General features: G+C 69.6%; 28 protein-coding genes. 17 read left to right on the forward strand and 11 right to left on the reverse strand.

Annotated elements, in window-relative coordinates:
• Window positions 1-29: 29 nt before the first annotated feature.
• From ACTIFV_RS13030 to lnt, 9 genes are all read left to right on the forward strand, one after another.
• Window positions 30-713 carry an HAD family hydrolase gene (locus ACTIFV_RS13030; protein ID WP_439593217.1) on the forward strand — a complete coding sequence of 228 codons (684 nt, stop codon included), beginning with the start codon at window positions 30-32 and terminating at the stop codon, window positions 711-713.
• A complete protein-coding gene (locus ACTIFV_RS13035) occupies window positions 710-1,732 on the forward strand; it encodes a tRNA (adenine-N1)-methyltransferase (protein WP_439593218.1) in 1,023 nt (340 codons plus the stop codon). Before ACTIFV_RS13030 ends, ACTIFV_RS13035 begins: the two co-directional genes overlap by 4 nt.
• 16 nt (window positions 1,733-1,748) lie before the next feature.
• The gene (locus ACTIFV_RS13040) at window positions 1,749-2,666 is read left to right on the forward strand and encodes an FKBP-type peptidyl-prolyl cis-trans isomerase (RefSeq protein ID WP_439593219.1); all 918 of its coding nucleotides are present in this window, start codon (window positions 1,749-1,751) and stop codon (window positions 2,664-2,666) included.
• Between the two features lie 46 nt (window positions 2,667-2,712).
• Window positions 2,713-3,708 (forward strand): helix-turn-helix transcriptional regulator, encoded by a 996-nt coding sequence (locus tag ACTIFV_RS13045; protein ID WP_439593220.1) that lies wholly within the window; start codon window positions 2,713-2,715, stop codon window positions 3,706-3,708.
• Window positions 3,705-4,667, forward strand: coding sequence for a helix-turn-helix transcriptional regulator (locus ACTIFV_RS13050; protein WP_439593221.1), 963 nt, complete (start codon window positions 3,705-3,707; stop codon window positions 4,665-4,667). The genes ACTIFV_RS13045 and ACTIFV_RS13050 overlap by 4 nt, the downstream gene beginning before the upstream one ends.
• Before the next feature lie 146 nt (window positions 4,668-4,813).
• Window positions 4,814-5,077, forward strand: coding sequence for a Sec-independent protein translocase subunit TatA (gene tatA / locus ACTIFV_RS13055; protein WP_439593222.1), 264 nt, complete (start codon window positions 4,814-4,816; stop codon window positions 5,075-5,077).
• 66 nt (window positions 5,078-5,143) lie between these two features.
• Complete coding sequence (gene tatC, locus ACTIFV_RS13060; RefSeq protein WP_439593364.1) at window positions 5,144-5,905, forward strand: twin-arginine translocase subunit TatC; 762 nt, start codon at window positions 5,144-5,146, stop codon at window positions 5,903-5,905.
• On the forward strand, window positions 5,902-8,400 hold the full coding sequence (locus ACTIFV_RS13065; protein ID WP_439593223.1) for a DEAD/DEAH box helicase: 2,499 nt from the start codon (window positions 5,902-5,904) through the stop codon (window positions 8,398-8,400). The genes tatC and ACTIFV_RS13065 overlap by 4 nt, the downstream gene beginning before the upstream one ends.
• 29 nt (window positions 8,401-8,429) lie before the next feature.
• Complete coding sequence (gene lnt / locus ACTIFV_RS13070; RefSeq protein WP_439593224.1) at window positions 8,430-10,022, forward strand: apolipoprotein N-acyltransferase; 1,593 nt, start codon at window positions 8,430-8,432, stop codon at window positions 10,020-10,022.
• Between the two features lie 4 nt (window positions 10,023-10,026).
• Here lnt and ACTIFV_RS13075 read toward each other — a convergent pair whose 3' ends face one another.
• The 4 genes from ACTIFV_RS13075 to ACTIFV_RS13090 form a co-directional block, all read right to left on the reverse strand.
• Window positions 10,027-10,410: an RNA polymerase-binding protein RbpA gene (locus ACTIFV_RS13075; RefSeq protein WP_439593225.1), complete on the reverse strand. Its 384-nt coding sequence runs from the start codon at window positions 10,408-10,410 to the stop codon at window positions 10,027-10,029.
• Window positions 10,411-10,524: 114 nt separating this feature from the next.
• Window positions 10,525-11,310 (reverse strand): glycerophosphodiester phosphodiesterase family protein, encoded by a 786-nt coding sequence (locus tag ACTIFV_RS13080; RefSeq protein WP_439593226.1) that lies wholly within the window; start codon window positions 11,308-11,310, stop codon window positions 10,525-10,527.
• Window positions 11,303-12,361, reverse strand: coding sequence for an SPFH domain-containing protein (locus tag ACTIFV_RS13085; RefSeq protein WP_439593227.1), 1,059 nt, complete (start codon window positions 12,359-12,361; stop codon window positions 11,303-11,305). Before ACTIFV_RS13085 ends, ACTIFV_RS13080 begins: the two co-directional genes overlap by 8 nt.
• Window positions 12,358-12,837, reverse strand: a complete 480-nt coding sequence (locus ACTIFV_RS13090) for an NfeD family protein (protein WP_439593228.1) — start codon at window positions 12,835-12,837, stop codon at window positions 12,358-12,360. Before ACTIFV_RS13090 ends, ACTIFV_RS13085 begins: the two co-directional genes overlap by 4 nt.
• Before the next feature lie 166 nt (window positions 12,838-13,003).
• Between ACTIFV_RS13090 and ACTIFV_RS13095 the strand changes: the two genes are divergently transcribed.
• Together ACTIFV_RS13095 and ACTIFV_RS13100 are read left to right on the forward strand one after the other, a co-directional pair.
• Window positions 13,004-13,777 (forward strand): SDR family oxidoreductase, encoded by a 774-nt coding sequence (locus tag ACTIFV_RS13095; protein ID WP_439593229.1) that lies wholly within the window; start codon window positions 13,004-13,006, stop codon window positions 13,775-13,777.
• 3 nt (window positions 13,778-13,780) lie between these two features.
• The gene (locus ACTIFV_RS13100; RefSeq protein WP_439593230.1) at window positions 13,781-15,766 is read left to right on the forward strand and encodes a S9 family peptidase; all 1,986 of its coding nucleotides are present in this window, start codon (window positions 13,781-13,783) and stop codon (window positions 15,764-15,766) included.
• Window positions 15,767-15,812: 46 nt separating this feature from the next.
• On the opposite strand, the gene ACTIFV_RS13105 is transcribed toward ACTIFV_RS13100, so the two are convergent.
• Entirely contained in the window at window positions 15,813-16,373 is a 561-nt protein-coding gene (locus ACTIFV_RS13105; protein WP_439593231.1) for an HdeD family acid-resistance protein, read from the reverse strand.
• Between the two features lie 180 nt (window positions 16,374-16,553).
• Between ACTIFV_RS13105 and ACTIFV_RS13110 the strand changes: the two genes are divergently transcribed.
• From ACTIFV_RS13110 to ACTIFV_RS13120, 3 genes are read left to right on the forward strand one after another with little or no spacing between them, the layout of a single operon-like run.
• Window positions 16,554-17,147, forward strand: coding sequence for a sulfite oxidase-like oxidoreductase (locus ACTIFV_RS13110; RefSeq protein WP_439593232.1), 594 nt, complete (start codon window positions 16,554-16,556; stop codon window positions 17,145-17,147).
• A complete protein-coding gene (locus tag ACTIFV_RS13115) occupies window positions 17,144-17,869 on the forward strand; it encodes an FAD-binding oxidoreductase (RefSeq protein WP_439593233.1) in 726 nt (241 codons plus the stop codon). Before ACTIFV_RS13110 ends, ACTIFV_RS13115 begins: the two co-directional genes overlap by 4 nt.
• Window position 17,870: 1 nt before the next feature.
• A complete protein-coding gene (locus ACTIFV_RS13120) occupies window positions 17,871-18,128 on the forward strand; it encodes a DUF6510 family protein (RefSeq protein ID WP_439593234.1) in 258 nt (85 codons plus the stop codon).
• Here ACTIFV_RS13120 and ACTIFV_RS13125 read toward each other — a convergent pair.
• Window positions 18,125-19,045 (reverse strand): AEC family transporter, encoded by a 921-nt coding sequence (locus tag ACTIFV_RS13125; protein ID WP_439593235.1) that lies wholly within the window; start codon window positions 19,043-19,045, stop codon window positions 18,125-18,127. The genes ACTIFV_RS13120 and ACTIFV_RS13125 overlap by 4 nt on opposite strands.
• A gap of 56 nt (window positions 19,046-19,101) precedes the next feature.
• Between ACTIFV_RS13125 and ACTIFV_RS13130 the strand changes: the two genes are divergently transcribed.
• A complete protein-coding gene (locus ACTIFV_RS13130; RefSeq protein WP_439593236.1) occupies window positions 19,102-19,830 on the forward strand; it encodes a phosphotransferase enzyme family protein in 729 nt (242 codons plus the stop codon).
• On the forward strand, window positions 19,830-20,552 hold the full coding sequence (locus tag ACTIFV_RS13135; RefSeq protein WP_439593237.1) for a phosphotransferase: 723 nt from the start codon (window positions 19,830-19,832) through the stop codon (window positions 20,550-20,552). The genes ACTIFV_RS13130 and ACTIFV_RS13135 overlap by 1 nt, the downstream gene beginning before the upstream one ends.
• Window positions 20,553-20,655: 103 nt before the next feature.
• On the opposite strand, the gene ACTIFV_RS13140 is transcribed toward ACTIFV_RS13135, so the two are convergent.
• The 5 genes from ACTIFV_RS13140 to ACTIFV_RS13160 form a co-directional block, all read right to left on the reverse strand.
• Window positions 20,656-21,204, reverse strand: a complete 549-nt coding sequence (locus tag ACTIFV_RS13140) for a GNAT family N-acetyltransferase (protein ID WP_439593238.1) — start codon at window positions 21,202-21,204, stop codon at window positions 20,656-20,658.
• A gap of 84 nt (window positions 21,205-21,288) precedes the next feature.
• Window positions 21,289-22,593 (reverse strand): DUF222 domain-containing protein, encoded by a 1,305-nt coding sequence (locus ACTIFV_RS13145; RefSeq protein ID WP_439593239.1) that lies wholly within the window; start codon window positions 22,591-22,593, stop codon window positions 21,289-21,291.
• 63 nt (window positions 22,594-22,656) lie between these two features.
• A complete protein-coding gene (locus tag ACTIFV_RS13150; RefSeq protein ID WP_439593240.1) occupies window positions 22,657-23,460 on the reverse strand; it encodes a DUF1206 domain-containing protein in 804 nt (267 codons plus the stop codon).
• Complete coding sequence (locus tag ACTIFV_RS13155) at window positions 23,457-24,161, reverse strand: phosphatase PAP2 family protein (protein ID WP_439593241.1); 705 nt, start codon at window positions 24,159-24,161, stop codon at window positions 23,457-23,459. Before ACTIFV_RS13155 ends, ACTIFV_RS13150 begins: the two co-directional genes overlap by 4 nt.
• A gap of 37 nt (window positions 24,162-24,198) precedes the next feature.
• Complete coding sequence (locus ACTIFV_RS13160) at window positions 24,199-24,459, reverse strand: DUF6458 family protein (protein WP_439593242.1); 261 nt, start codon at window positions 24,457-24,459, stop codon at window positions 24,199-24,201.
• A 162-nt stretch (window positions 24,460-24,621) separates the two neighbouring features.
• On the opposite strand from ACTIFV_RS13160, the gene ACTIFV_RS13165 reads away from it, so the two are divergent.
• Window positions 24,622-25,962 carry an MFS transporter gene (locus tag ACTIFV_RS13165; protein WP_439593243.1) on the forward strand — a complete coding sequence of 447 codons (1,341 nt, stop codon included), beginning with the start codon at window positions 24,622-24,624 and terminating at the stop codon, window positions 25,960-25,962.

The raw sequence follows: 25,962 nt of genomic DNA on the forward strand, positions 1-25,962 counted from the left end.
CGGAGGATCGCCCTCGGTAGGCTTGACCGGTGACTTCGCCTTCTCTCGCCGCGGTCCTCTGGGACATGGACGGCACTCTCGTCGATACCGAGCCGTACTGGATGGGCGCCGAGACGAGCCTCATCGAGAGCTACGGCGGCACCTGGTCGCACGAGCAGGCACTGCAGCTCGTCGGCATGGGACTCGAGGACTCCGCCCGCATCCTTCAGGCTGCGGGCGTGCGGATGAGCGAGCAGGCGATCGTCTCGCATCTGACGGATGCCGTCATGAACCGCCTGCGCGACGACGGCGTGCCGTTCCGGCCGGGTGCACGAGAGCTGCTCGCGGATCTGCGCGCGGCCGGCGTCAAGACGGGTCTTGTCACGATGTCCCTGCGCCGAATGGCCGACACGGTCGTCGACCTGATCGACTTCGACGCCTTCGACGTCATCATCGCGGGCGACGAGTCGACCCGCCCGAAGCCCTTCCCCGATCCGTACCTCCAGGCGTGCGAAGCGCTGGGGGTGTCCCCCGAGGAGGTCGTCGCGATCGAGGATTCCCCCAACGGACTGCGGTCGGCCGTGGCATCCGGAGCCTCCGTCATCGGAGTGCCCCTCATGGTGTCGATCACAGGGGCCGGAGCGCATGCCGTCTGGCCGACGCTCGAGGGGCGCGCGACGGCGGATCTCGCCGTATTCCATGCCGCCCACCGCGCACGAGGAGGAACACGATGACCGGTGCCGAGCGGCCGAGCGGGCCTTTCCGCATCGGCGACCGCGTGCAGCTGACGGGGCCGAAGGGCCGCATGAGCACGACGACCCTGCGCGAGGGCGGCGAGCTGCACACGCACCACGGCGTCCTCAAGCACGCGGATCTCGTCGGTCAGCCCGACGGCTCGGTCGTGTCGAACAGCGGCGGTCACGAGTACCTCGCGCTGCGTCCGCTCCTGCGCGACTTCGTGATGTCGATGCCGCGCGGGGCGGCGATCGTCTACCCGAAGGATGCGGCGCAGATCCTCGCGCAGGCCGACATCTTCCCGGGCGCGGTCGTCGTCGAGGCGGGCGTGGGCTCGGGCGCCCTGTCGCTCTGGCTCCTGCGCGCGATCGGATCCGAGGGCCGTCTCATATCGTTCGAGCGACGCGAGGACTTCGCCGAGGTCGCCAAGGCCAACGTCGAGACGTTCACGGGTGACGCGCCCGTCAACTGGGACGTCGTCGTGGGCGATCTCGTCGAGGCGCTGCCGGATGCCGCCGCCCCGGCATCCGTCGATCGGGTCGTCCTCGACATGCTCGCGCCGTGGGAGTGCATCGACGCCGTCGCCGACGTGCTGACTCCGGGCGGTGTCGTGCTCTGCTACGTCGCGACCGCGACACAGCTCAGCCGCGTCGCGGAGTACATCCGCGGCACGGGACTGTTCACCGAGCCCGAGGCGAGCGAGACGATGGTGCGCGGGTGGCACGTCGAGGGACTCGCCGTGCGTCCTGACCACCGCATGGTCGCGCACACGGGCTTCCTGATCACGGCGCGGCGGCTCGCGCCCGGGGCGGTGCCGCCCGACGTCAAGAAGCGCGCCGCCAAGACGCCGTCCTACGGCGACGCCGACGTCGAGGCGTGGACCCCTGGAGCGGTCGGCGATCGCCAGATCACCGACAAGCAGCTGCGCAAGCGCGTGCGCGAGGCGCAGAAGCACGCCGCGGGCGCGCGCCAGGCATCGGGCGCCGACGCCGACCCGGGCACGGACGAAGAAGCGTAGAAGCTAGGCTGTCACGGTGCGCAAGATCCCCCTCACCACGGCCGCTCTCGCGGTGCTCGGCCTCACCGTCGCCGTCCTGACCGGCTGCTCGTCCACGAGCGCGGGCGCCTGCGAGCGGCCCGTCGCCGACCCCGGTCTCTCCGACGTCGTGACGGTGTCCGGCGACTTCGGCTCCGAGGCGACGGTCGACGTCTACCGCCCCCTGACGCCGAAGACGACGGCATCCGACGACGTCATCGTCGGCGAGGGCAACGCCATCACGACCGACGCGCAGCTCGTCGCCGTCGACCTCACCGTCGTGAGCGGTGAGGACGGTGACGCCGAGCCGTTCTTCGGCTCGACGCGCCCGGTGCAGCTCTCCGAGCTCACGAAGGTCCTCCCGGGCCTGTCCGACGGCCTCCGCTGCGCGACCGAGGGCTCGCGCGTCGTGGTCGCGCTCCCGGCCGACAGCATCGGCGCCGAGACGGCGCAGGCCGTCGGCATCCGCGAGGGCGACGCGGCGGTGGCCGTGGTCGACCTGCGGCAGGTCTACCTCGCCCGCGCTCAAGGCACCGACGTCTTCAATTCCGGCCTCGGCCTGCCCAGCGTCGTCCGCGCCGTCGACGGGCGTCCGGGCGTCGTGGTGCCCGACTCCGCGCCCCCGACCGACGTCGTCGTCGAGACGATCATCCGCGGTGACGGCGAGGTCGTGACGGGCGAGACGCCGGTGCGCGTGAACTACACGAGCGTCGGGTGGAAGAGCAAGACGCAGGCGCAGACGACGTGGGATGCCGCGCCTCCCGCGATCACGTTCGGGGACGACGCTCCGCCGTTCGCCGAGTCCCTCACGGGGCAGACGGTCGGCTCGCAGGTCATGGTCATCGTGCCCGGTGACGACGAGACCCTCATCTACGTCGTCGACATCCTGGGCACCGACGCCACTGCCGCGCAGTAGTACCGAAAGCCGCGGCGAAGCCCTTCGGCGAGCCTAGGATGAGACGGTGCCTGCGACCCCGTCCGTGAAGAATCCGCCCGAGGAGCGTCTCGTCAACCTCGTCGTGGCGCTCATGGCGACCGAGCAGGGGCTCACGAAGGACACGATCCTCGGCAACGTCTCGGGCTACCGCGAGCAGGCCGAGGCCGGAGCGTCGAAGGACGCCCTCGAGAAGATGTTCGAGCGCGACAAGGAGAGCCTGCGCGGTCTCGGCGTCCCGATCGAGACCATCGGCGACTGGGCCGATCCCGACGACCTGCGCGAAGCCCGCTATCGCGTGCCGACGGCGGAGTACGAGCTTCCCGACGACATCACGTTCACCCCCGCTGAGCTCGCCCTGCTGAATCTCGCCGGCGGAGTGTGGAGCGAGAGCTCGCTGTCCGAAGACGCACGCACGGGGCTGCGCAAGATCCGAGCCCTCGGCATCGCCGTCGACGAGCCCATCATCGGCTTCTCGCCGCGGATCAGCGTGACCGACCCCGCATTCCCCGCCCTTCAGCAGGCGATCGAGAAGTCGCGTGTGGTGCGGTTCACCTACCTCAAGCCCGGCGAATCGGGCGCGCGGGTGCGTCGCATCCGTCCTCTCGCGCTCGTCGAGTACGAAGCCCGCTGGCACGTCTTCGGCTTCGACCTCGACATGCAGGCCGATCGCACGTTCCTCCTCTCGCGCATCGTCGGCGACGTCGAGACGACACGCGAGTCGTTCGATCCGGCGCTGCGCGAGGGAGCGGGCGAGCGGGGTCTCGCCGGGCTCGAAGAACTCGCCGCGCGCAGCATCGCGCTGCTCGAGGTGAATCCCGGGACCGAGGCGTCGCTGCGCTTGAGTCGTCGCGCGACGCCGGCCGATCAGGGCATCCACGTCCCCTACGTCGACGTGCACGTCTTCGCCGACGAGCTCGCGTCGTACGGGCCGGAGGTCCGCGTCGTCGAGCCGGCCGATCTGCGCGACCAGGTGATCGCTCGCCTGCGTGCCGCGCGCGACCTCAACGGGGGAGCCGCATGAGTCGCCGCAAGCCGCTCGTCGCGACCGATCGCGCCGCCCTCATCCTCCAGCTCGTGCCGTACCTGATCGGCAAGGGCGAGGTGTCGATCGCCGAGGCCGCCGACGAGTTCGACGTCACCCCCGCCCAGATGCGCGCGATGGTCGAGAAGCTCACCGTCATCGGGCTCCCCGGCGACAGCGGCTACTGGCAGATGGCGAACGAGCTGTTCGACATCGACTGGGACCTCCTCGACGCGCAGGACGTCGTCGTGATCACGAACGCCGTCGGGCTCGAGCGCGCTCCCAAGCTCACCGCCCGCGAAGCAGCCGCGCTGCTGGCCGGACTCCAGCTCGCTCGGGCGATCCCGGGCGTGGGGGACACCGATCTGTTCAACGGACTGCTCGGCAAGCTGGCGCGCGGCGCGTCGGGCACTCCCGTCGACGTCATCGTCGCGCCCGGTCCCGTCGATGCGGTGCGCGACACCGTCGCGACGGCGCTGCAGCGCGGCGTCGCGGTGTCGTTCACCTACAAGGCTCCGGACGCCGCGCCCACCACCCGCACCGTCGACCCCGTCAAGGTGCACATCGCGAGCGGCCAGTGGTACCTGCAGGGCTGGTGCCACCTGCGGCAGTCGATCCGCACGTTCCACCTCGACCGTGTGAGCGATCCCGAACTCACGGGCATCCCGATCACGCACGGTCAGGATCGGCTGCCGGACTGGTTCGAAGACAGCGGCGGCGACATCGTCGTCCGTCTGCGCTTCGCCGAGGGCGTCGCACCGCTGCTGGGCGACTACCTCGACCGCGCGACGCTCGAAACGGCCGACGGCGTGACGGTCGCCACGATGCGCGTCGCCGACGAGGTGATCCTGCGTCGGCTCGTCACGCGGCGAGGAGGTCTCGTCGAGGTCATCGGCCCGCCGTCGGCCCGCCGCGCGGCCGCGGCGTGGGCGGATGCCGCGCTCGCGCAGTACGCCTGAGCGACACCGCACCGCGCGCGAGCGGCTGAGCGTCTGCCACGCCGCGGCACGCCTGACCGGCCGCCGCAGGCCCGAGACGTGGCCGCCTGAGCGCCAGCGGGGACATCGCGGGTTACACTGAAGGAACCCGCCGAAAGGACTTCGACATGGGCAATCTCACCGGATGGCACCTTCTGATCGTCCTCGCCGTCATCCTGCTCCTCTTCGGCGCAGCCAAGCTTCCCGCGCTCGCGAAGAGCATGGGTCAGTCGGCTCGCGTCTTCAAGGGCGAGATGAAGGCCATGAAGGACGAGAACGTTCCTGCGGCCACCGACGCCGGCACGGCGGCCTCCGTCGAGGCGCCCGCAGCCCCGACCCCCGTTACGTCGCAGACACCCGACGTCGGCGGCACGTCCGCACCAAAATCCTGACCCGGCGTGACGACGGCGAAGACGCCGCGAGCACCGGAATCCGAGGCTCGTCGGCGTGAGAAGCGCATGTCGCTCGGCCAGCACCTGGTCGAGCTGCGCAAGAGGCTGATGATCGCGGCGGCGGCTCTCGTCGTGGGCATGGTCGTCGCCTTCTTCATCACCGACTGGGTGATCTGGCTCATCACCGAGCCGATCCGCGTCATCGCCGAGCAGGACGGCGATCAGGCCAAGGTCGAGCTGATGTTCTCGACGATCACGTCGGGCTTCGATCTGCGCCTGCGCATGTCGTTCGCGATCGGCCTGCTGATCTCAGCGCCGATCTGGCTGTGGCAGATCTGGGCGTTCATCATGCCGGGCCTCACGAAGAAGGAGGTCCGCTACACGGTGGGCTTCCTCGCAGCGGCGATCCCGCTCTTCTTCGCGGGCGCGTATGTGGGTCTGCTGACGATGCCGCACATCGTCGAGATCATGAACACCTTCGTGCCCGACGGCGGGGCGTCCTTCTACGACGCGGGCTACTACTACGACTTCGTCTTCAAGCTGCTCATCGTGGTCGGGGTCGCCTTCGTGCTGCCGGTCTTCCTCGTCGCCCTGAACTTCGCGGGCGTCATGTCGGGCAAGGCGATCCTCAAGTCCTGGCGCGTCGCGGTGCTCGTCGCCGTGATCTTCGCGGCTCTCGCGACGCCCGCGGCGGATGTCGTGAGCATGCTGCTGCTGGCCGGCATCCTCGTCGTCCTCTTCTTCGCCGCCGCCGGTCTGTCGATGATCTTCGACCGCCGCAAGGCCAAGCGCGAGGATCAGCTCCTGGCCTCCGGCGACATCGCGTGAGCGATCCCGGCCCGGCCGACCGCTACGCGCGTGCGCGCGAGAGCGCCGCTCTCGGCCGCGACTACCCGCTCACCGCCGCCTTCGCGGCATCCCAGCGCTTCGAGCTCGATCCGTTCCAGATCGCGGGATGCCGCGGCCTCGAAGCCGGTCGCAGCGTGCTGGTCGCCGCCCCCACCGGTGCCGGCAAGACCATCGTGGGAGAGTTCGCGATCCACCTCGCGATGCAGGAGCCGGGTGACAAGGCGTTCTACACGACACCCATCAAGGCGCTGTCGAACCAGAAGTTCCGCGAACTGCAGGACGTCTACGGCGCCGATCAGGTGGGCCTGCTCACCGGCGACACGAACATCAACGGCAACGCCCGCATCGTCGTGATGACGACCGAGGTGCTCCGCAACATGCTCTACGCCGACTCGGCCGCGCTGCGTGGGCTGCGCTACGTCGTGATGGACGAGGTGCACTACCTCGCCGATCGCTTCCGCGGTGCGGTGTGGGAGGAGATCATCATCCATCTCCCGCCCGCCGTCAGGCTCGTCTCGCTGTCTGCGACGGTCTCGAACGCCGAGGAGTTCGGCGACTGGCTCGACACGGTGCGCGGCGACACCGAGGTCATCGTCTCCGAGATCCGGCCCGTGCCGCTCGAGCAGCACGTCCTCGTGCGCGGCGACCTGCTCCCGCTCTTCGACGATCGTGCCGGCATCGCGACGGCGCAGGTCAATCAGGAGCTCATGCGCATCCGTTCGTTCAAGGGGCCGAACTTCGAGAACAACCGTCGCGTGCAGAACATGAACAGCGCACGCCAGAAGGGATACGAGGCATCCCGTCGCCGCCCGCACAAGGGCGGGCAGCGGCCCGTGCGGTCCGCGAACGTGCAGCGCATCGAGCGGCTCGACCGTCCGGACGTCGTGGAGCTCCTCGCGCGGGCGAACCTGCTGCCTGCGATCTTCTTCATCTTCAGCCGTGTCGGCTGCGACGCAGCCGTCCAGCAGGTACGGCGCTCCGGCGTGCGGCTGACGTCGCACGAGGAGCGGCTCGAGATCCGTGCGATCGTCGAGGAGCGCACGCGGACGCTGCGCGATGAGGACCTCGCGGTGCTCGGCTACTGGGACTGGCTCGACAATCTCGAGCGCGGCGTCGCCTCTCATCATGCGGGTCTGCTGCCGGCCTTCAAGGAGGTCGTCGAGGACCTCTTCCAGCGCAAGCTCGTGAAGGTCGTCTTCGCGACCGAGACGCTGGCCCTGGGCATCAACATGCCCGCACGCACCGTCGTGCTCGAGAAGCTCGAGAAGTTCAACGGCGAGGCCCGAGTCGCGATCACGTCGGGGGAGTACACGCAGCTCACGGGTCGCGCGGGTCGGCGCGGCATCGACGTCGAAGGGCACGCCGTCATCCAGTGGACCGAGGGGCTCGATCCCCAGGCCGTCGCGGCGCTGGCATCCCGTCGCACGTATCCGCTCAACTCGAGCTTCCGGCCGACGTACAACATGGCGGTCAATCTCATCGACCAGTTCGGCAGGGGCCGCGCACGCGAGATCCTCGAATCGTCGTTCGCGCAGTTCCAGGCCGACCGTGCCGTCGTCGGCCTGGCGCGGAGTGTGCGCGATCAGGAGGAGTCTCTCGCCGGCTACCGGAAGGCCATGACGTGCGACCGGGGGGACTTCACCGACTATTCCGCGATCCGTCGCGACCTGAGCGACCTCGAGAAGCTCAATCGCAAGGACGTGACGGCCGGTCGTGGCACGCGAGAGCAGCGCCAGCGCGAGATCCAGAGCCTCCGCAAGCGCATGCAGCGGCACTCCTGCCACTCGTGCCCCGACCGCGAGGATCACGCGCGCTGGGCCGAGCGGTACTGGAAGCTCAAGCGCACGATCGACAAGACCCGTCAGCAGATCAGCGCCCGTACGGGCGCCGTCGCGCGCATCTTCGACCGCGTCGTCGACGTGCTCGCAGAGCTGGACTACGTGCGAGTGGAGGGCGACGGGCGAACGGTGCTCACCGCGGCGGGCCGCACGATGCGCCGCATCTACGGCGAGCGCGATCTGCTCGTCGCCGAGTCCCTGCGTCAGGGCCTGTGGAAGGGGCTGGATGCCGCATCCCTCGCCACGCTCGCCTGCTGCCTCGTGTACGAGCCGCGTCGTGAGGAGTCGAACACGGGCGAGCGCGGCCTGCCGCGTGGACCGTTCCGGCAGGCGCTGAGCGACACGCGGACGCTGTGGCAGCGGCTCGACGACCTCGAGCGGGAGCACCGTCTGCCGGGCTCCGAGCCGGTCTCGGCGGGTCTCGCGCAGGCGATGTACTCGTGGGCGCGCGGAGTGCCTCTCGAACGCGTGCTCGTCGAGGCCGATATGGCCGCGGGGGACTTCGTGCGCTGGTCGAAGCAGACGATCGATCTCCTCGATCAGCTCTCGATCGTGGCGGACGGCGACCTCGGGACCACGGCGCGCAAGGCGCTCGACGCCGTGCGGCGCGGCATCGTCGCGTACTCCTCGGTCTAGCCTCAGGATCGGTCGCTTAGGCTCGTTCCGTGCCAGACGCCCCCCGACCGCGCCCAGCGCTCCCGCGCCCGCTCCAGCCGCTGTGGGCGGCACTGCTGGTCAGCGCCGCGGCGGGCCCGGTCCTCGACCTCGCGTATCCGTCGGTCGGATGGTGGCCCCTCGCCTTCGTGGGCGTCGGCATGTCGCTCATCGCCCTGATCGGCCGCCGCGCGTGGTCCGCTCTGCTGGTCGGCCTCGTCTTCGGGGCGTCCTTCTATCTCATCCACATCGTCTGGATCACGCGGTATCTGGGCGAAGTGCCGTGGTACGCCCTCGCTGGTCTCGAGACGATCTTCATGGGCCTCGGGTCGATCCCCATCGCCCTCGCGTACCGCTGGCTCCCGCGCGTGCTGCCGGGTCGCTGGGCGCGTCTCGTCCTGCTCCCGCTCCTCGTGGCGGGCGTCTGGACGGCGCGCGAGCTGTTCATGGGCTCCTGGCCCTACACGGGGTTCCCGTGGGCGCGCATCGGCATGAGCCAGTCCGAGAGCCCGCTCGCGCACCTGTCGTCGTGGCTCGGCGTCACGGGACTCACGTTCCTGATGGTCGCGTTCACCGCAGCGGTGATCGAGTGGATCCGGATGCGGCAGCCGCGCGATCTGCGGACGGCGATCCCCGCGGTGGCGCTGGCCGTCGTCCTCCTGGTCGTGCCGGCCTTCCCGACGACACCCGCGGGCGAGCTGCGGGTCGGTTCGGTGCAGGGCAACGGTCCGTCGGGCTACTTCGACGAGCGGGAGCGCAATGCGGTGCTGAACGCGCAGCTCGAGGCATCCGCCCCGCTCTTCGGCGAGGACATGGACGTGCTGCTCTGGCCCGAAGGCGGGATCGACAGCGACCCGCTCAACAACCCCGGCACAGCGTCCGTGCTCGACGCGCTGTCGGAGCGGGTGGATGCTCCGCTCATCGTGAACGCGGCGACCGAGCGCGGAGCGGACACCTTCAACACCTCGATGCTGTGGATCGGCGGCGAGGGTGCCGTGCAGCTGCACGACAAGACGCACCCCGTGCCGATGGGCGAGTACGTCCCCGACCGGTGGTTCTTCGAGCCGCTCGCCCCCGATCTCGTCGGCCTCATCCAGCGCGAGTACACGCCGGGCACGAATCCGCCGCTCTTCGACCTGCCCACCGCGACCGGCGATGTCGGCGTCGGACTCGCGATCTGCTTCGACGTCATCTACGACGACGTCATCTGGGAGTCCGCGCGCGGCGGCGCCGAGGTGTACATGTTCCAGACCAACAACGCCGACTTCCGCGACACCGACGAGAACCTGCAGCAGCTCGCCTTCGCGCGCATGCGCGCGATCGAGACGGGGCGGTCGGTCGTCAATCTCTCGACGGTCGGCACGAGCCAGGTGATCGCCCCCGACGGGTCGACGATCGACGCGCTGCCGGAGGGCGAGGCGGGTCACATGCTGACCGAGGTGCCGCTGCGCACGGGTCTGACCCCGGCATCCATCGTCGGCCCATGGATCCAGGGACTGATCGGCTGGGGGAGCCTCGCCGTGCTCGTGGCGCTCGGGGTCGTGGTGCGCGTACGGCAAAGGAAGACGCCGGCCCCATCGGAGCCGGCGTCTTCGGAGAGGTGATGCGTCAGGCGCTGATCTTGTCGAGCGAGGCGTCCTCGGCCGTGCCGCGACGCGCGCGCAGATAGGCGAGACGCTCTTCGAGGAGTTCCTCGAGTTCGGGGAGGGTGCGGCGCTCGAGCAGCATGTCCCAATGCGAGCGCGGGACCTTGTCGCCCGAGTGGTCGACCGTGGCGTGACCGTCGCCGATGCGCAGGAGCGCCTCGGCGCCGCACGTGCGGCACTCCCAGGCCTCGGGCACTTCAGCGTCGGCCGCGAAGGTCATCGTGGTGTCACGTCCGCAGGACGTGCATGAGTAGGTGTGCTGTGCGCGTTCATGGAACACGACGCCCTCTTCGCTCTGTAGGCTCTGGGCGCCGATCCGGATGCCGCGCAGACTGCGGTCTGCCATTTTGTGGTCCTCTCGTCGCCTTTCAGGTATACCGGGGCGACCTGGGTACTGGATGCGAACGGCCTCCTGTGGAAGGCATTCACAGTCGATGCTCAGCGGTTCCGAGCGTCGGGGTCAGGTAAGGGTCTGCAGGGCGAGATCGGCGCGGTCGGTGACGATCCCGTCGACCCCCATCTCGATCAACCGGCGCATGTCGTCGGGGTCGTTGATCGTCCACACGTGCACCTCGACACCGTGGCGATGCGCCGCGGCGATGAGCCGGTGCGAGAGCACTCGGACACCCCCCTGCCGCTCCGGGATCTGCAGCGCGTCGACGCCGGCGAGGGCGGATCGCACGAGCGGCTCGAGGTGCAGCCGCAGACCGACGAGCAGGCGCACCATCGTCTTCGTGCCGGCCGAGGTAGCCGGTCGCCCACCTCCTTTGGCGTGCGCCGCGGCCGACCTCAGCGTGGCGCGCCGGCGCTCGTCCGAGAAGCTCGACACGAGCACGCGCGCCCCGTGAGGACCGATGACGCGGCCCATCGGCTCGGACACCGCTTCGACTTTCGCATCGAGATTGAAGGCCACCGTCGGGAACGCGTCGAGCGCCTGCTGGAGGGTGATGAGTCCGCCGTACGGCGCCATGACGGCCTCGAGCTCGGCAGCGGTCACGTCGGCGACCCTGCGCGGGTCGCCCGTCACACGGGAGAGGTCCTCGTCGTGGAAGAGCACGACGACGCCGTCACGGGTGAGGTGGCAGTCGGACTCGACGATGGACGCGCCGGCGGCGTGAGCGGCGGCCACCGCGGCGAAGGAGTTCTCGGCGACACCGTGCGCGGCATCCCTCTCCGTCACGAGTCCGCGGTGGGCGAGAACGCGCGGCGGGGGAGTGGAGAAGAGCGGATGCCGGGGTTCAGGCATCTGGCGTCGGTGTGCGCTCGGCCGGTGTGACGGCCTTCACCTCGGCGGCGATGCCGTCGGCCGCCGTCGCGGCGTCGCGGGCGGCCTGGACCGCCTCGTCAGCAGCGGAACTGCTCGCCGCGGAGTTTCGGGGTCGGTCGGACGGACCGCTCGGCACCGTGCGCCCGCCGAAGGCGTCTCCGATTCCCTTAAGGGCCTCGGTGAGCTCGCTCGGGATGATCCAGAGCTTGCTGGACGGGCTCTCGGCGATCTTCGGCAGCGTCTGAAGGTACTGATAGGCGAGGAGCTTCTCGTCGGGGTCGCCCGCGTGGATGGCGTCGAAGACCATCTGGATCGCCTGCGACTCGCCCTGCGCCCGCAGGACCGCCGCCGTCTTGTCGCCCTCGGCCTCGAGGATCTGAGCCTGGCGGCGTCCCTCCGCCTCGAGGATCTGCGACTGCTTCGAGCCCTCGGCGGTCAGGATGGTCGCGCGACGCTCGCGCTCTGCGCGCATCTGCTTCTCCATCGAGTCCTGGATCGAGACGGGCGGATCGATCGCCTTGAGCTCGACGCGTCCGACGCGGATGCCCCACTTGCCCGTCGCCTCGTCGAGAACGGCGCGCAGCTGGTTGTTGATGTTGTCGCGGCTCGTGAGCGCCTCTTCGAGGTTCAGTCCGCCCACGACGTTGCGCAGCGTGGTCGTCGTCAGCTGCTCGACCGCTCCGAGGTAGTTCGCGATCTCGTACGTGGCGGCTCGCGCATCGGTCACCTGGAAGTACACGACGGTGTCGATCGAGACGACGAGGTTGTCCTCGGTGATGACGGGCTGCGGCGGGAAGGACACGACCTGCTCGCGCAGATCGATCAGCGGGCGCACGCGGTCGATGAACGGCACGAGGATGTTGAGTCCGGGCAGGAGGGTCTTGTGGTACCGCCCGAGGCGCTCGACGACCCCGGCGTTGGCCTGCGGGATGATGCGGATCGAGCGGATGATGACGACGAGGACGAAGATGAAGACCGCCGCGGCGAGAACCCATCCGATCGCGGCGGGGACGATGGACTCGGGATTCATGCGAGGGGCTCCTCGGTTCTGATGGCGGGACGCACGACGGCGGTCGCGCCGTCGATGCGCGCGACGATGATGGATGCTCCGGGCTCGAGGTCGACGCCGACGTCGGTGCGCGCCGTCCACGTGTCGCCGTTGACGAGCTTGACCTGACCGCCGTGGTTGGTCACGGTCGACAGCACACGGCCGGACTGCTCGATCAGGGCATCCACGTTGGACTTCGTCGGATCCTCGCCGCGCCGGAGCCGGCGAAGGAGCGGGGGACGGAGCGCGAGGAGAAGCACGGCGGCGACCGCGGCGGCGATCACGACCTGCAGCCAGAGGGGGGCGCCGAGCAGGTCGGCACCCAGCCCGGCCAGGCCGCCGACACCGAGCATGAGGAAGGTGAAATCGAGCGTCAGCATCTCGATGACGAGGAACACGAGGATCAGCACGATCCATCCGATCCACGCCCATTGTTCGATCGTCTGGATGAGCTCCACGATGTGCCTCCTGTGTCTCGAACCTATCACGCGAGTACTGGGCCGGATCCGGCTCGGAGGCCCCTCACAGCCTGGCCACGCGGCTCTCGAGCGGTAGTCTCGAACGCGGCCCGCGCATCGTCCGCGCAGCGCCCGCAGCATCTCCAGCCACGACAGGGAGCATCCCGTGACCGAGTCACCCACCGTCCTCCAGCCCGGCTCTCTCGCCGGCAAGACCGCACTCGTGACGGGCTCGTCACGGGGCATCGGCGCCGACACCGTGCGCTACTTCGCCGAGGCCGGCGCGAACGTCGTCATCAACTACCGCAACAAGGCGCCGCGCGCCGACAAGCTCGGCGCACAGCTGCGCGAGCTCGGCGTCGAGGCGCTCGTCGTCGGCGCCGATCTCACCGACAGCGTCTCGGTGCAGGCGATGTTCGCCGAGGTCGAGCGGGTCTTCGGCGGCCTCGACATCCTCGTGCTGAACGCCTCGGGCGGCATGGAGGCCGGCATGGCCGAGGACTATGCGCTGCAGCTCAACCGCGATGCGCAGGTGCGCGTGCTCGAGACGGCTCTGCCCCTGCTCGGTCGCGGTTCGCGGGTCGTGTTCGTCACGAGCCACCAGGCGCACTTCATCCGCACGACCCCCACGATGCCCGAGTACGTGCCGGTCGCCCTGTCGAAGCGGGCGGGCGAGGACGCCCTCCGCGAGCGCATCCCCGACCTCGCCGAGCGCGGCATCGACTTCGTCGTCGTGTCCGGCGACATGATCGAGGGCACCATCACCGCGACGCTCCTGGAGCGCGCCAACCCGGGTGCGATCTCGTCGCGCCGCGAGTCGGCCGGGCGCCTGTACAACGTCTCGGAGTTCGCCGCCGAGGTCGCGCTGGCCGCGGTCGAGCCGATTCCCGGCGACAACACGAGACTCGTCGGCGACACCAGCTCGTTCGAGGCGGAGTGACCCGTGCGCGCTGAGGACATCTCGACGCTCATCTCGGTCGGCCGCCCCGTCATCGCGCCGGACGCCTCGTTCGCGATCTTCGCGACCTCCCGCCCCGATCTCGACGCCAACCGCAACGTCGGTCAGCTGTGGCGTATCGACCTGCCCAGCGGCACGCCGCGTCGCCTCACCCGTGGGGTCGCCGACGGCGGCCCGCGGCTCTCGCCCGACGGCGCGCGCGTCGCGTTCGTCCGCGGCGATGCGAAGGGCAAGCCGCAGGTCTTCGTCGTCGACGCAGGAGGCGGTGAGCCCGTGCAGGCGACGGATGCCGCGCAGGGCGTGATCGAGTTCGACTGGTCGCCCGACGGCGGCTCGCTCGCCTACACGGCGTCCGTCGTCGAGCCGGGCCGGTACGGCAGCGTGGAGGGGCTGGATGCCGCAGCCGAGGCTCCGCGGCACATCACGGGCATCCGCTGGCACGCCAACGGTCTCGGCTACATCGGCGACCGCCCGGCGCACCTCTTCGTCATCGCGGCGCCGCTCACCGACGCCGAGCCCTTCTACGAGCCGGCACCCGCCGTGCGGCCGGAGGGCGCGGAGGCCCCGAAGAAGAGGGTCGTCGCCGCGGAGGCGCGGCAGCTCACCGAGGGCACGGCGTCCCACTCGGGCGTCGTCTTCCGCGGCGACGAGATCCTCACGAGTCCCGATGAGATCGAGCCGGATCGTCGCGATCTGCGTACACGGATCGTCGCGGTGAAGCTCGACGGATCCGGCTCGCGCGAGGTGCTCGGAACGGATGCCGACCTCTCGGCGTTCGGCATCGAGGTCGCGCCCGACGGCGCGATCGTGCTGCTCGCACACGAGACCGGACCGGGAGGCATCGATTTCGTGGCGCCGGGGGTGGGGCTGTGGCTGCTCGAGGACGCCGGTCCGCGCGCGTTGACGGACCCCGAGACGATCGACCTCGGCGAAGGCGGCACGCACGTGACGTTCGACGGCGACGACATGCTCGTGCAGGACCGTGCTCGCGGCCGCGTGCGACTCGTGCGTGTGACGCGGGCGGGGGAGTTGACCGAGGTGCTCGGCGGAGACGTCGAGGTGAACGGGCACGACGCGGCGCGCGGCCGGGTCGTGGCATCCATCGCCTCTCCGGAATCGTTCGGCGAGCTGCTCGTCCTCGAGGGCGCCGAGTCCCGGATCGTCACCGCATTCGGTGCGGGCGCGGCGGCTCGGGGCATCGTCGCCCCGCGCGAGCTCACCGTCGAGGGTCGTGACGGCTATCCCGTGCACGGCTGGGTCGCGACGCCCGACGGCGACGGTCCGTTCCCGACCATCCTGCAGATCCACGGCGGGCCATATGCCTCGTACGGCATCCATCTCTTCGACGAGACGCAGGTGCTCGTCGACGCCGGGTACGCCGTCGTTTACTGCAACCCCCGCGGGTCGGCGGGCTACGGACGCGCGCACGGGCGGAGCATCCGACAGCAGATGGGCACGGTCGACTTCCACGACGTCATCGACTTCCTCGAGGGCGCGATCGCGTCGGATGCGCGGCTCGACGGCGCGCGGGTCGGTGTGCAGGGCGGCTCGTACGGCGGCTACCTCACGGCGTGGGTCATCGCGCACGACCACCGGTTCGCGGGCGCGATCGTCGAGCGCGGATTCCTCGATCCCGTCTCGTTCCAGGGTACGAGCGACATCGGCTCGTTCTTCGGAGACGAGTACGTGGGGGTGGATGCCGAGGCCATGGAGCGGCAGAGCCCGCTCGCGGTCGTCGGAAGCGTCACGACGCCGACCTTCGTCATCCATTCCGAACTGGACTTCCGGTGCCCGCTCGAGCAGGCGACCCGGTACTACTCCGCGCTCAAGCGACAGGGCACCGAGGCCGAGATGCTCATCTTCCCGGGCGAGAACCACGAGCTCTCGCGTGCGGGACGCCCTCGCCACCGCGTGGAGCGCTTCGCGGCGATCCTGGACTGGTGGAAGCGGAAGCTCCCGATAGACGGCTGACACGCGAAACGCCCCGGGCTCGCCCGGGGCGTTTCGTCGTTCCGGTCTACAGCGAGTCGCCCTTGAAGGTGAAGGCGCGCACGATGTTCAGGATGCCGATGACCACGAGCGCGATGCCCAGGATCAGCCACAGCGCCAGTGCCCCGAGAAGCGGGGAGAAGACGAGGTAGAGGCCCGCGATGATGCTGACGATCGCGAAGAAGATCGTCCAGCCCTTCGACCCCGAGCTGCTCAGCGTCGACAGCGAGACGATGCCCTCCACGATCCAGGCGATTCCGACGAGGATCGCCACGATGACGGCCAGCCACGCGGTCGTCGGCTGCAGGTTCACCAGCGCGACGATGCCGACGATGATGAAGAAGATGCCCAGCAGGATGTGGCCGACGCGCGCCCATCCGCCCTTGGTCTTGGAGAAGATGCCGAGGCCCGCGTACACGAGACCGGCGGCGATCAGGTAGATCGCGAGGATGATCGTGACGAACGCGGCGGCACTCGCGGGCTGCAGGAGGATGATGATTCCTGCGATGACCGCGAGCAGTCCGCCGATGCCGAGCGCGGTGCGGACGCCGTTGATCGCAGACTTCGCTGCGGGGGATTCAGTGGACATGTGATTGTCCTTCCTGGGAGTTTCCTGAAAAGGGGCGTCTGAAGTCTAGACCCGAGGTCGAGGTCTGCGGGGTATCGAGACGGGTGATTTCGCGGGTGACTCTCGCGCCCCGCTCGCCAGCGGGACTACCGTGGGCATGCAATCCTCAGGCTCCATCCGCGAGGCAGGAAGGGATCGACCATGGCCGTCTTCTCCAGGGGGTTCGGCGCGCGACGTCGTGAGAGCGATCCGGCGCTGCCGCCGGGTCAGTATCTGACGGAGGACTTCCCGGTCCTGTCGGCCGGTCCGACGCCCCGCATCGACACGGGGGAGTGGCGCTTCGCCATCCGCACCGAGTCCGGCGCCGTGACGTCCTGGTCGTGGGAGGAGTTCCTCGCGCTGCCGATCGAGGACGTGCACACGGACATCCACTGCGTCACGCGCTGGTCGAAACTCGGCACGCACTGGCGCGGGGTGTCGCTGGACACGCTCTACGCACAGGTCGACTCCGATGCGGCTTTCGCGATGGCCCACTCGTATGGCGGGTACACGACCAACGTGCCCCTCGAGGACCTGCTCGGCGGCAAGGCCTGGGTCGCGTTCGAATTCGAGGGCGAGCCGCTGGATCCCGAACACGGCGGCCCCGCGCGACTGCTCGTGCCGCACCTGTACTTCTGGAAGAGCGCGAAGTGGGTCAACGGACTGACCCTCATGGAGAGCGACGAAGCGGGGTTCTGGGAGCAGAACGGCTACAACATGCACGGCGATCCGTGGACGGAGGAGCGGTACTGGTGATCGTCGGCGGCTGGCGACCCGCGAAGGTCGTCGCGGTGCAGGATGCCACGCCCACGGCCCGCGTGCTGCAGATCGAGGTGCCGGACTGGCCGGGCAACGACGCGGGCCAGCATGTCGACATCCGCCTGACGGCCGAGGACGGCTATCAGGCCGTGCGGTCGTACTCGCTCGGCTCGTACGGGTCGTCGACGAGCGTCGAGCTGGCCGTCGACGAGGTGCCCGACGGCGAGGTGTCGCCCTACCTCGTGCGCGACGTGCAGCCGGGCGACGAGCTCGAGGTCAAAGGTCCCCTCGGCGGCTACTTCGTGTGGCGGCCCGGGGGAGACGGCCGCGTGCAGCTCATCGCGGGCGGCTCGGGGATCGTGCCGCTCATGGCGATCGCGCGGGCGGCGACGGATGCCGGCGCCGCGGCATCCGTGCGCCTCCTGTACTCCGCGCGCCGCCCTGCGGACGCGATATATCGCGATGATCCGGTGATGCGCGCGGGCGACGGGGGAGTGGCGGTGACGTGGGCGTATACCCGTGCTGCCCCCGAAGGATGGGACGGCGATGTCGGGCGCCTCGACGACGACGCGATCCGGGCCGCGGTGTGGCCGCCCGGCGACGAGCCGATCGTCTACGTGTGCGGGCCCACCGGTTTCGTCGAGCACGTGGCCGACGCGCTCGTGAGGCTCGGGCATCCCGCAGCCAGAATCAAGACCGAGCGATTCGGAGGGGCCTGACATGGACGCGACGATCGTCGACGGGAACGTGCTCGCCGGCATGCTGTCGGAGATGTTCGAGGCCGATGCCACGATGCTCGCGGGGGTGTGCGGCGGATGCCGCGCGGAGGCGCTCCTCGCGGAGGCGGTCGTCGAGCTCGACGACGCGGCTGCGATCGTGCGCTGCCGGTCGTGCACGCACACGCTGCTGACGGTGCTCCGCACCCCCGCGGGCATGCGGGTGGTCTTCGGGGCGCTCTCGGAACTGCGTCGGGGCTAGCCCAGGAGGAAGGTCGCGGCCAGGAGCACCGGCAGGCAGCCGATCGTCGTGAGGAAGACCGTATCGCGCGAGATCCTCTCGCCGACGTCATAGCGCTGGGAGTAGTTGAAGACGTTCTGCGCCGTCGGCAGCGCCGCGAGCACGACGACGACCAGCACGTCGTGCCGGTCGAGGCCGAACACGAACTGGCCCACGACCCACGCGATGAGCGGCATCGCGATGAGCTTGAGGCTCGTGGCGAGGATGATGTCGCGGCGTCGTCCCGACGGCGAGAGCACGCGCTGGCCGTACAGCGAGATGCCGTAGCTGATGAGCAGCACGGGCACGCAGGCGTTCGCGATGAGGACGGCCGGCTGGAACACGATCGGCGGAAGCTCGATCCCGCTCACCGACACGAGGGTGCCGAGCACGGAGCCGATCACGATCGGGTTGGTGAGCGTGCGGGTGACGGCCTTGCCGAACGACGCGCGGCCGAAGGCGACGGCATCCAGGATCGCCATCGTCACCGGCGTGAAGACGAGCAGCTGCAGCAGGATGACGGGCGCGGGGTACGCCGCGCTGCCGAGCAGGTACAGCGACAGCGGGATGCCGATGTTGTTCGAGTTCACCTGCCCGGCGCTCAGCGCGCCGATGACGGTCTCGCCGACGGATCTCTTCCACGCGAACCGGGCCACCACGACGTAGATCGCGAACATCGCGACGGCGGCGATCGCCGCGATGGGCAGATACGCGGAGAACAGCGTCCGCACGTCGGCCTGCGCGAGCACGACGAACAGCAGGAAAGGGGACAGCACGAAGAAGGTGAGGCGCGCCAGCACCGGCCTGCCGTGCTCGCCGAGCAGGTCGATGCGCCCGATGATCCAGCCCACGAGGATCGCGACGCCCACGACGACGAAGCCCGTGAGCGATTCCAGCATTCTTCGAGGATATTCGGCGGGCCGCTCGATGCGGGACGGCGTGGAAGGATGCCGTCATGGAAGAGGTCGAGCTGACGGGCGGCAACATGCAGCCCGTCGTACGGGTGGGCGCGACGGTCCGGCGTGTCGCAGGGGAGTCGACGCCCGCCGTGCATGCGCTCCTGGATCGGCTCGGAGCAGCGGGGATCGCGGAGGTTCCGCGCGCGCTCGGATTCGACGACAGCGGCCGCGAGATCCTGAGCTACATCGAGGGAGAGATGCTTGAGGCGTCGCCCTCGCTGTGGTCCGAGGAGGTGCTGGTCTCGGCGGGACTACTGCTGCGTCGCATCCACGATGCGAGCATCCCGCTGGCAGCCGACGAGTCCCTGGTGTGGCGTTCCGTGCTGCGCGAACCGGCCGAGGTCGTCTGCCACAACGACTTCGCGATCTACAACCTCATCGCGCGGGACGACCGCCTGGTCGGTGTGATCGACTTCGACTTCGCGTCGCCCGGCCCGCGGCTGTGGGATCTCGCTTATCTCGCGTATCGCATCGTGCCGTTCGTCGAGGATGCGCACGACCCGGGCGATCTCGACCGCGATGCGAGGCTCGCCGCGCTCGTCGAGGCGTACGGCATCCCCTTCTCGCGAGACGAGGTGCTGAGTGCCGCGGCAGACCGTCTCGACGACCTTCGAACGTTCACGCTCGTTCGCGCCTCCGAGACGGGTCGCAAGGAGTTCGTCCGTCACGCGCAGATGTACGAACGGGATGCCGCATCCCTCCGCGCTGCAGCGGGTGACGTCTGATGCCCGAAGCATCCGAGTTCGCCGATCTCGCCCGATTCCACGACCAGGGCGACGATCCGGTGCCGGCGGCCGTGCGCGCGCTCGGTTCGGACCCCGTGCTCGTGTGGCGCAACGAGCTCGGTGGCTTGACGTACCGTGTCGGCGAGCGCTTCATCAAATGGAGTCCGCGGTCCGCGGGGATCGATCTCGCCCGCGAGCGCGATCGACTCCGGTGGCTCGAGGGCCGGCATCCAGCGCCGCGGGTGCTCGCGTACGGCGCGGATGAAGACGCGGAGTGGCTCGTCACGGCGGGGATGCCGGGAGACCACGCGGTGGGCGATGAGTGGCGCGCGCGACGGTCCGAGGCGATCGCCGCGATCGCGCGAGGTCTGCGGGCGATCCACGCGGTGCCGGTCGACGACGTGGCGCGCGCGTGGGAGTCCTGGGTCGTTCGGCAGCCGGTGTCGCTGGGCGAACGGCCGGCGATCGACGAGCCGGTGCTCGTGCACGGCGATGCGTGCGCACCCAACACGCTCATCTCGACCGCGGGCCGATGGATCGGGAACGTCGACTTCGGCGACCTCGCGGTCGGTGATCGCTGGGCGGACTTGGCGGTGGCATCCATGAGTCTCGACTGGAACTTCGGCGAAGGTCATCAGGACGAGTTCTTCGCTGCGTACGGGGTCGCGAGAGACGAGGAGCGCATCCGCTACTACCGGGCGCTCTGGGATCTGGAGTCCTAGCGGGGCGTGAGAACGCTATCGCCGATAATGCACATTATGTCAGTTAGGATGAATGCCCCAGTGAGCCGGGCGCATGGCCGCTCCTCCCTCGTTTCGCGCGGGATCACTCTCTCTGTGACTCGAGGTCGAGTTCCGTGACGAGACTCGACGCGTCGCCGAGCGTCTTGTCCACGCGTCCCGTGTCGTGGAAACCGAGCTTCTCGAGGACGCGCCGCGACGCGGTGTTCCAGTCCCAGACCGTTGCCTGCAGGCGCGCGATGCCGCACGCACGCGCCCAGGCGATCGTCGCCTCGGCCGCCTCGGTCGCGTAGCCGCGACCCTGGAACCGCGCGAGCAGCTCGAACGCCAGCTCGGGCATGTGACCTGCGGCGCGCTCCCCGACCAGCCCGCAGTAGCCGATGACCTCGCGTGTCTCGACGATCTCGATGCTGAGCAGACCTGTGTGCCGCGACTCGAGGGCGCTCTCCCCCGCGATCAGGTCGCGGGAGATGTCGTCGACGGTGGGCCGCCCATCGCTGTCGAGGCGTCGGTGCGCCGGCACGCGGGGGTCGCGCTCCATCCACATCCGGTGATACACCGTCGCGTCCGACGGCACGGGCCGGCGCAGCCTCAGGCGCTCGGTCAGAAGCGGCGGGTCTTGCGGAACAGACATATCGTCATCGTCTCATCGAGTTTCGTGCAGGGCGCCGCTCCGCCTCCGTCCGCCTCCTTCTCCTCAGGCTCCGCCTGCTTTTCCTCAGAAGGGAGGCGATTGTTCGCTCGGCCGGAAGACGGGTACGGGTCTCTCGGGTGCGACGACGTACCGTCTGCCGGTGGGCGACGTCCATTCGAGCGCTCCACCCGACCTTTCGCATTGGCGCACGGCCCAGTCTCCGTGGTGCTTGATGGTGTGATGGCCTTGGCAGAGTGGGGCGCTGTTCGACAGTGCTGTCGCTCCCCCGTGCTCCCATGCGACCGTGTGGTCGATTTGGCAGCGTGACGCGGGCACGCCGCAGCCGGGCGCCATGCACCGTGCGGATCGCCATTTCGCGAGATTCCGCAGTGCGGGCGGTGGGGTGTATCTGTCGCGACCGACGGAGAGGACCATGCCCGTCTCGGGATGCGTGAGGACCCGCATCCACCCGTCCGCTCCCCCGCACAGCTCACGCGCGCGGTCCATCGAGATCGGGCCGACGCCGTCGATGGTCGCCGGTTCGGCGGCCGTGTCGGCGGTGAGGAGCGACAGGACCGGAACGGTCACGACCACGCTCGCGCGGATGCCGCGGGCGGTGTCGGGATGCGAGGGGGTGTCACCGTCGATGAGCAGGTCGCAGAGCGCATCCGCACGAACCTGATCGAGCGTCCGCGCCTCCGGCTCCGCACCCTCTGCCGCGGGACCGGCTGCTCGCCCTCTGATCGCGCCACCGATGCGGGTGAGGCGATCGTGGATCGCGTGCGCTTCGACTGTGGGGATCAGGGCGTGCAGCCACGACATCCCGTCCGCGACCTGCTCGACCACGACTCTGCGCCCGATGACCGCCTCGGCATGCCGCTGAGCGAGGGTGGTCGATCGCACGCGCTCGACCCGTGCGCGGATGGCGCGGCGGAACGAGCCGACCGGCAGCTCGACGGCGAGTTCGACCCCGCCCGCGAGGACTGTGTCGCGGTGCTCGGGCTCGACCGCGTCGACGCAGTCGACCAGGACTCGCGCGTGCTGCTCGGTGATCCGCGCCTCGTGCAGCAGGTCGTAGATCATGGGATAGCGGTGCACCACGGCATCCGCCATCGCCAGCAACTCCCCCGCCGCGTACTCCGTCACGCGCAGCGCACTGGCGAGCTCCAACCGCACCGAACGATCCAGAATCTCGGCCGACATCCCCGCTGCGCGTCGGCGTGCGTCGGCGTGCAGCAGTGCGACCGACAGCAGGCGCTCTGCCGCGAACACCGCCATCAAGCCTGCGACCTCCACCACTCGATCCACCGCGTCGGGCGGGTCGAGGTCGAGGACGTCCTCAGCAGCGATGAACCGTTCACCGTCTATGGCGGGGGCGTCACTAATCATGCTCCCACACTAGAACAAAGCTTCGAAACTGGCAATCATTCCAAAGTCATGTCGCCGGAGGCGTCACATGCGGGCGTAGCGCGCGCGGGCGAAGCAGAACAGGCCGTAGAGGATGAGCCCCGCGCCGACGACCCACAGGATCACGGGCCCGAAGGGCAGCGTTGCGAGGGTGTGCAGCGCGGCATCCAGTCCCCCGGCGCTCTCGGGATCGTGTGTGAACGCCGCGACGACGAACAGCACGCCCGCGACGCCGATCGCGATGCCCTTCGCGACGTAACCGGCGACGCCGAAGGCGATGATGCCCTTGCCGACGGTTCCCGACGGCGAGGAGAGGTTCTTCTCGAACGCCCGGGTGATGCCGCGCACGATGAAGACGACGCCCAGAGCCGCCACGATGAGGCCGATCAGCACGAGCAGCGCGACACCCCACGGAGTGGCCAGCAGCTGCGCGCTCAGCGACTGCGGCGCATCGGACGAGTCCGAGCTGCAGCCCAGCGCGTAGACCAGCGCCGTGACGCCGATCGAGATGTACGCCACGGCCGTGCCGAGGTACTTCACGCGATAGCCCCAGCGCTTCTTCGCGTCGGGATCGCGCTCGACGACGGCCTCGGTGATCTGCCAGATCGCGAGCGCCGCGAGCCCGATGACGATGACCCAGAGCAGGAACACTCCCCCGGGTGTCTGCTGCACCTGTTGGAGCGCCCCGCCCTGATCTGCTTCCCCGCCGCCACCGAGCGCGATCGTGATCGCGATCGCACCGATCAGGATGTGGAGGATGCCCAGGACGGCGTAGCCGACGCGGGCGAAGATGCGGAATGCGGTGGAATCCTGGGCCGCGCGGGCGGCGGAGGTGGCCGAAGAGGTCATGGTCGTGCTGTCTCCTGGGGGGTGAGGTGTTCGTCAGCGGTGGATGCCGCCCGTCGGGCTCTTCGGTCGCGCAGGGCCTCGACGGCGCTCCACACGAGCGCGGCGACGGCGATGCCTTCGAGCAGCCCCGCCGTGACGTCGGTGAGCCAGTGCGCGTGCAGGTAGGTGCGGCTCCACATCATCAGGATCACCCAGGCGGCGCCGGCGACCCAGACGTACCAGCGGCGCAGGGCGAGCGCCAGCACCACGACGACCGTGGTCGCGACCGCGGTGTGTCCCGACGGGAACGACGTGGCCATCCGCTCCGCGAGCGAGTCCGACGGACGGGTCCGCGCGATCAGCGCCGCGAGCGGAGCGCCGATCGCCACGACGATCACCATCGCGACGGCGAGGGTCGCGGCATCCCATCTCCGCCGACGCCACACGAGCGCGAGGACGAGCAGGGCGCCGATCACGATCATGCCGACCGTGCCCCCGACGATGGCGGGGATCCACGCGAGGAAGACGCCGACGTCCGTACGCACGGCGATCATGAGATCGCTCCACCAGACGTCGATCGGCAGCGGGGCATGGCCGTTCAGTGCCACGATCACACGCAGCGCGACGAATCCGACCGTCGCCGCGACACCCGCGATGAGAGCCCGTGTGCGCCTCTCGTCGGGTGCCGCGGCTGGATCGAAGGGTTCGTCCGCAGTGGGCACGGGCGACGATGTCGTCACTGACGTCTGTCGGGCAGGATCAGGGCTGGATGTCGCCGCTCGTGCTCGTGCTGCGACGCGTGACCTGCTCGCCGGCGGCCGGGTCGACCGCCGTGCGGGTGACGGTCTCGGTCTGGCGGCGACGCGCGAGCATGATGATGCCGAGGAGGAATACGAGGAAGCCCGCACCCATGAGGATGTAGCCGATCAGATCGAGGTTGACCCACTCGACCTGCACGTTCACCGCGAACGCCAGGATGGCTCCGATGACGAACAAGACGATGCCTGCGCCGATGCTCACGATTCGCTCCGTTCCGGGGCACGCTCGTGCCCGCGGCATCCACCCTCTCGGAAGGGACGCCGGCGTGCACCCCATTGACAGGTGAACGCGAGGTGCATTAGCGCGGGGAATGCCGCCTTCCCTGCGGCTCGCGGTCGACGTGCGAGTGGGTAGCGTGGAGTGGTGCGTCACTCCCCCGTCTCCCCCGCGGCGGAGCCCGGGTGGCGCGCGTGGCTCATCTGGACCGTCGGTGTCGCCGCCTACGTGCTCGCCGTCACGAACCGCACTTCGCTCGGCGCCGTGGGCGTCGACGCGGCGGAGAGATTCCAGGCGGATGCCGCGACCCTCTCGCTCTTCGCGGTCGTGCAGCTCGCGATGTACGGCGGAATGCAGATCCCGGTGGGCGTCCTGCTCGATCGCTACGGCTCTCGGCCGATCATGACGATCGGCATGATCCTCATGGCGATCGGTCAGCTCACGATGGCGCTGTCGCCGAGCGTGGGCGTCGCGATCGTCGCGCGCGTGCTGCTCGGCGCGGGCGACGCGGCGGTCTTCCCCGGCGTGCTCCGCCTCATCGCGACGTGGTTCCCCGCGCAGCGCGGTCCGCTGATGGTGCAGTTCACCGGGATCGTCGGCCAGACCGGCCAACTGGTCGCGCTGATCCCCCTCGCGGCGCTGCTGCACGCCACCACCTGGACGATCACGTTCGGAAGCGTCGCCGGGCTCGGCATCCTCTTCGCGGTCCTCGTCTTCGTCATCGTGCGCAACCACCCGCCGGAGCGGGAGGCGGACGTCACGGTCGACACCGACACGGGGGCGATCCGCGTCGTGACGTCAGCCATCGACACGGGCGTGGGCATCCGCGCCGCGTGGGCCCACCCCGGCACCCGGCTGGCCTTCTGGTCTCATTTCACGGCGCCGTTCGCGGGCACGGCGTTCGTGCTGCTGTGGGGAATGCCGTTCCTGACAGCCGCCGAAGGCCGCACGAAGGCCGAGGCTGCGGCGATCATCTCGACCTACATCATCGTCGGCATGGCGCTCGGGCCCATCATGGGCGACCTCTCGCGTCGCATCCCGCACATGCGCTCCCGCGCGCTCGTGCTCCCTGCCGTCGCGGTCCAGATGGCGACATGGCTCGTCGTGATCGCCTACCCCGGGCCGGCGCCGCTCTGGCTGCTGTTCGGTCTCGCCGTCGCGCTCGCGATGGGCGGCCCCGCGTCGATGATCGCGTTCGACCATGCGCGCACGCACAACCCGGCGCACCGGCTCAGCACCGCCACGGGCGTCACGAACGCAGGCGGGTTCCTCGCGGCCCTCGTCGCGATCTTCCTCATCGGTCTCGCTCTCGACCTGCAGGGAGCGGGCACACCCGCGACCTACACGCTCGACGCGTTCCGTGTCGCCTTCCTGACACAGGTGCCGCTGTGGCTGGTCGGCGGCGCGTTCATCGTCGTCGAGCGACGCAGGACCCGCATCCATCTCGGAATGGATCCGCCGCGCGCACCCCGCGGGTCCCGCCCCTAG

Source organism: Microbacterium sp. (assembly GCF_051860965.1).
Lineage (GTDB): Bacteria > Actinomycetota > Actinomycetes > Actinomycetales > Microbacteriaceae > Microbacterium.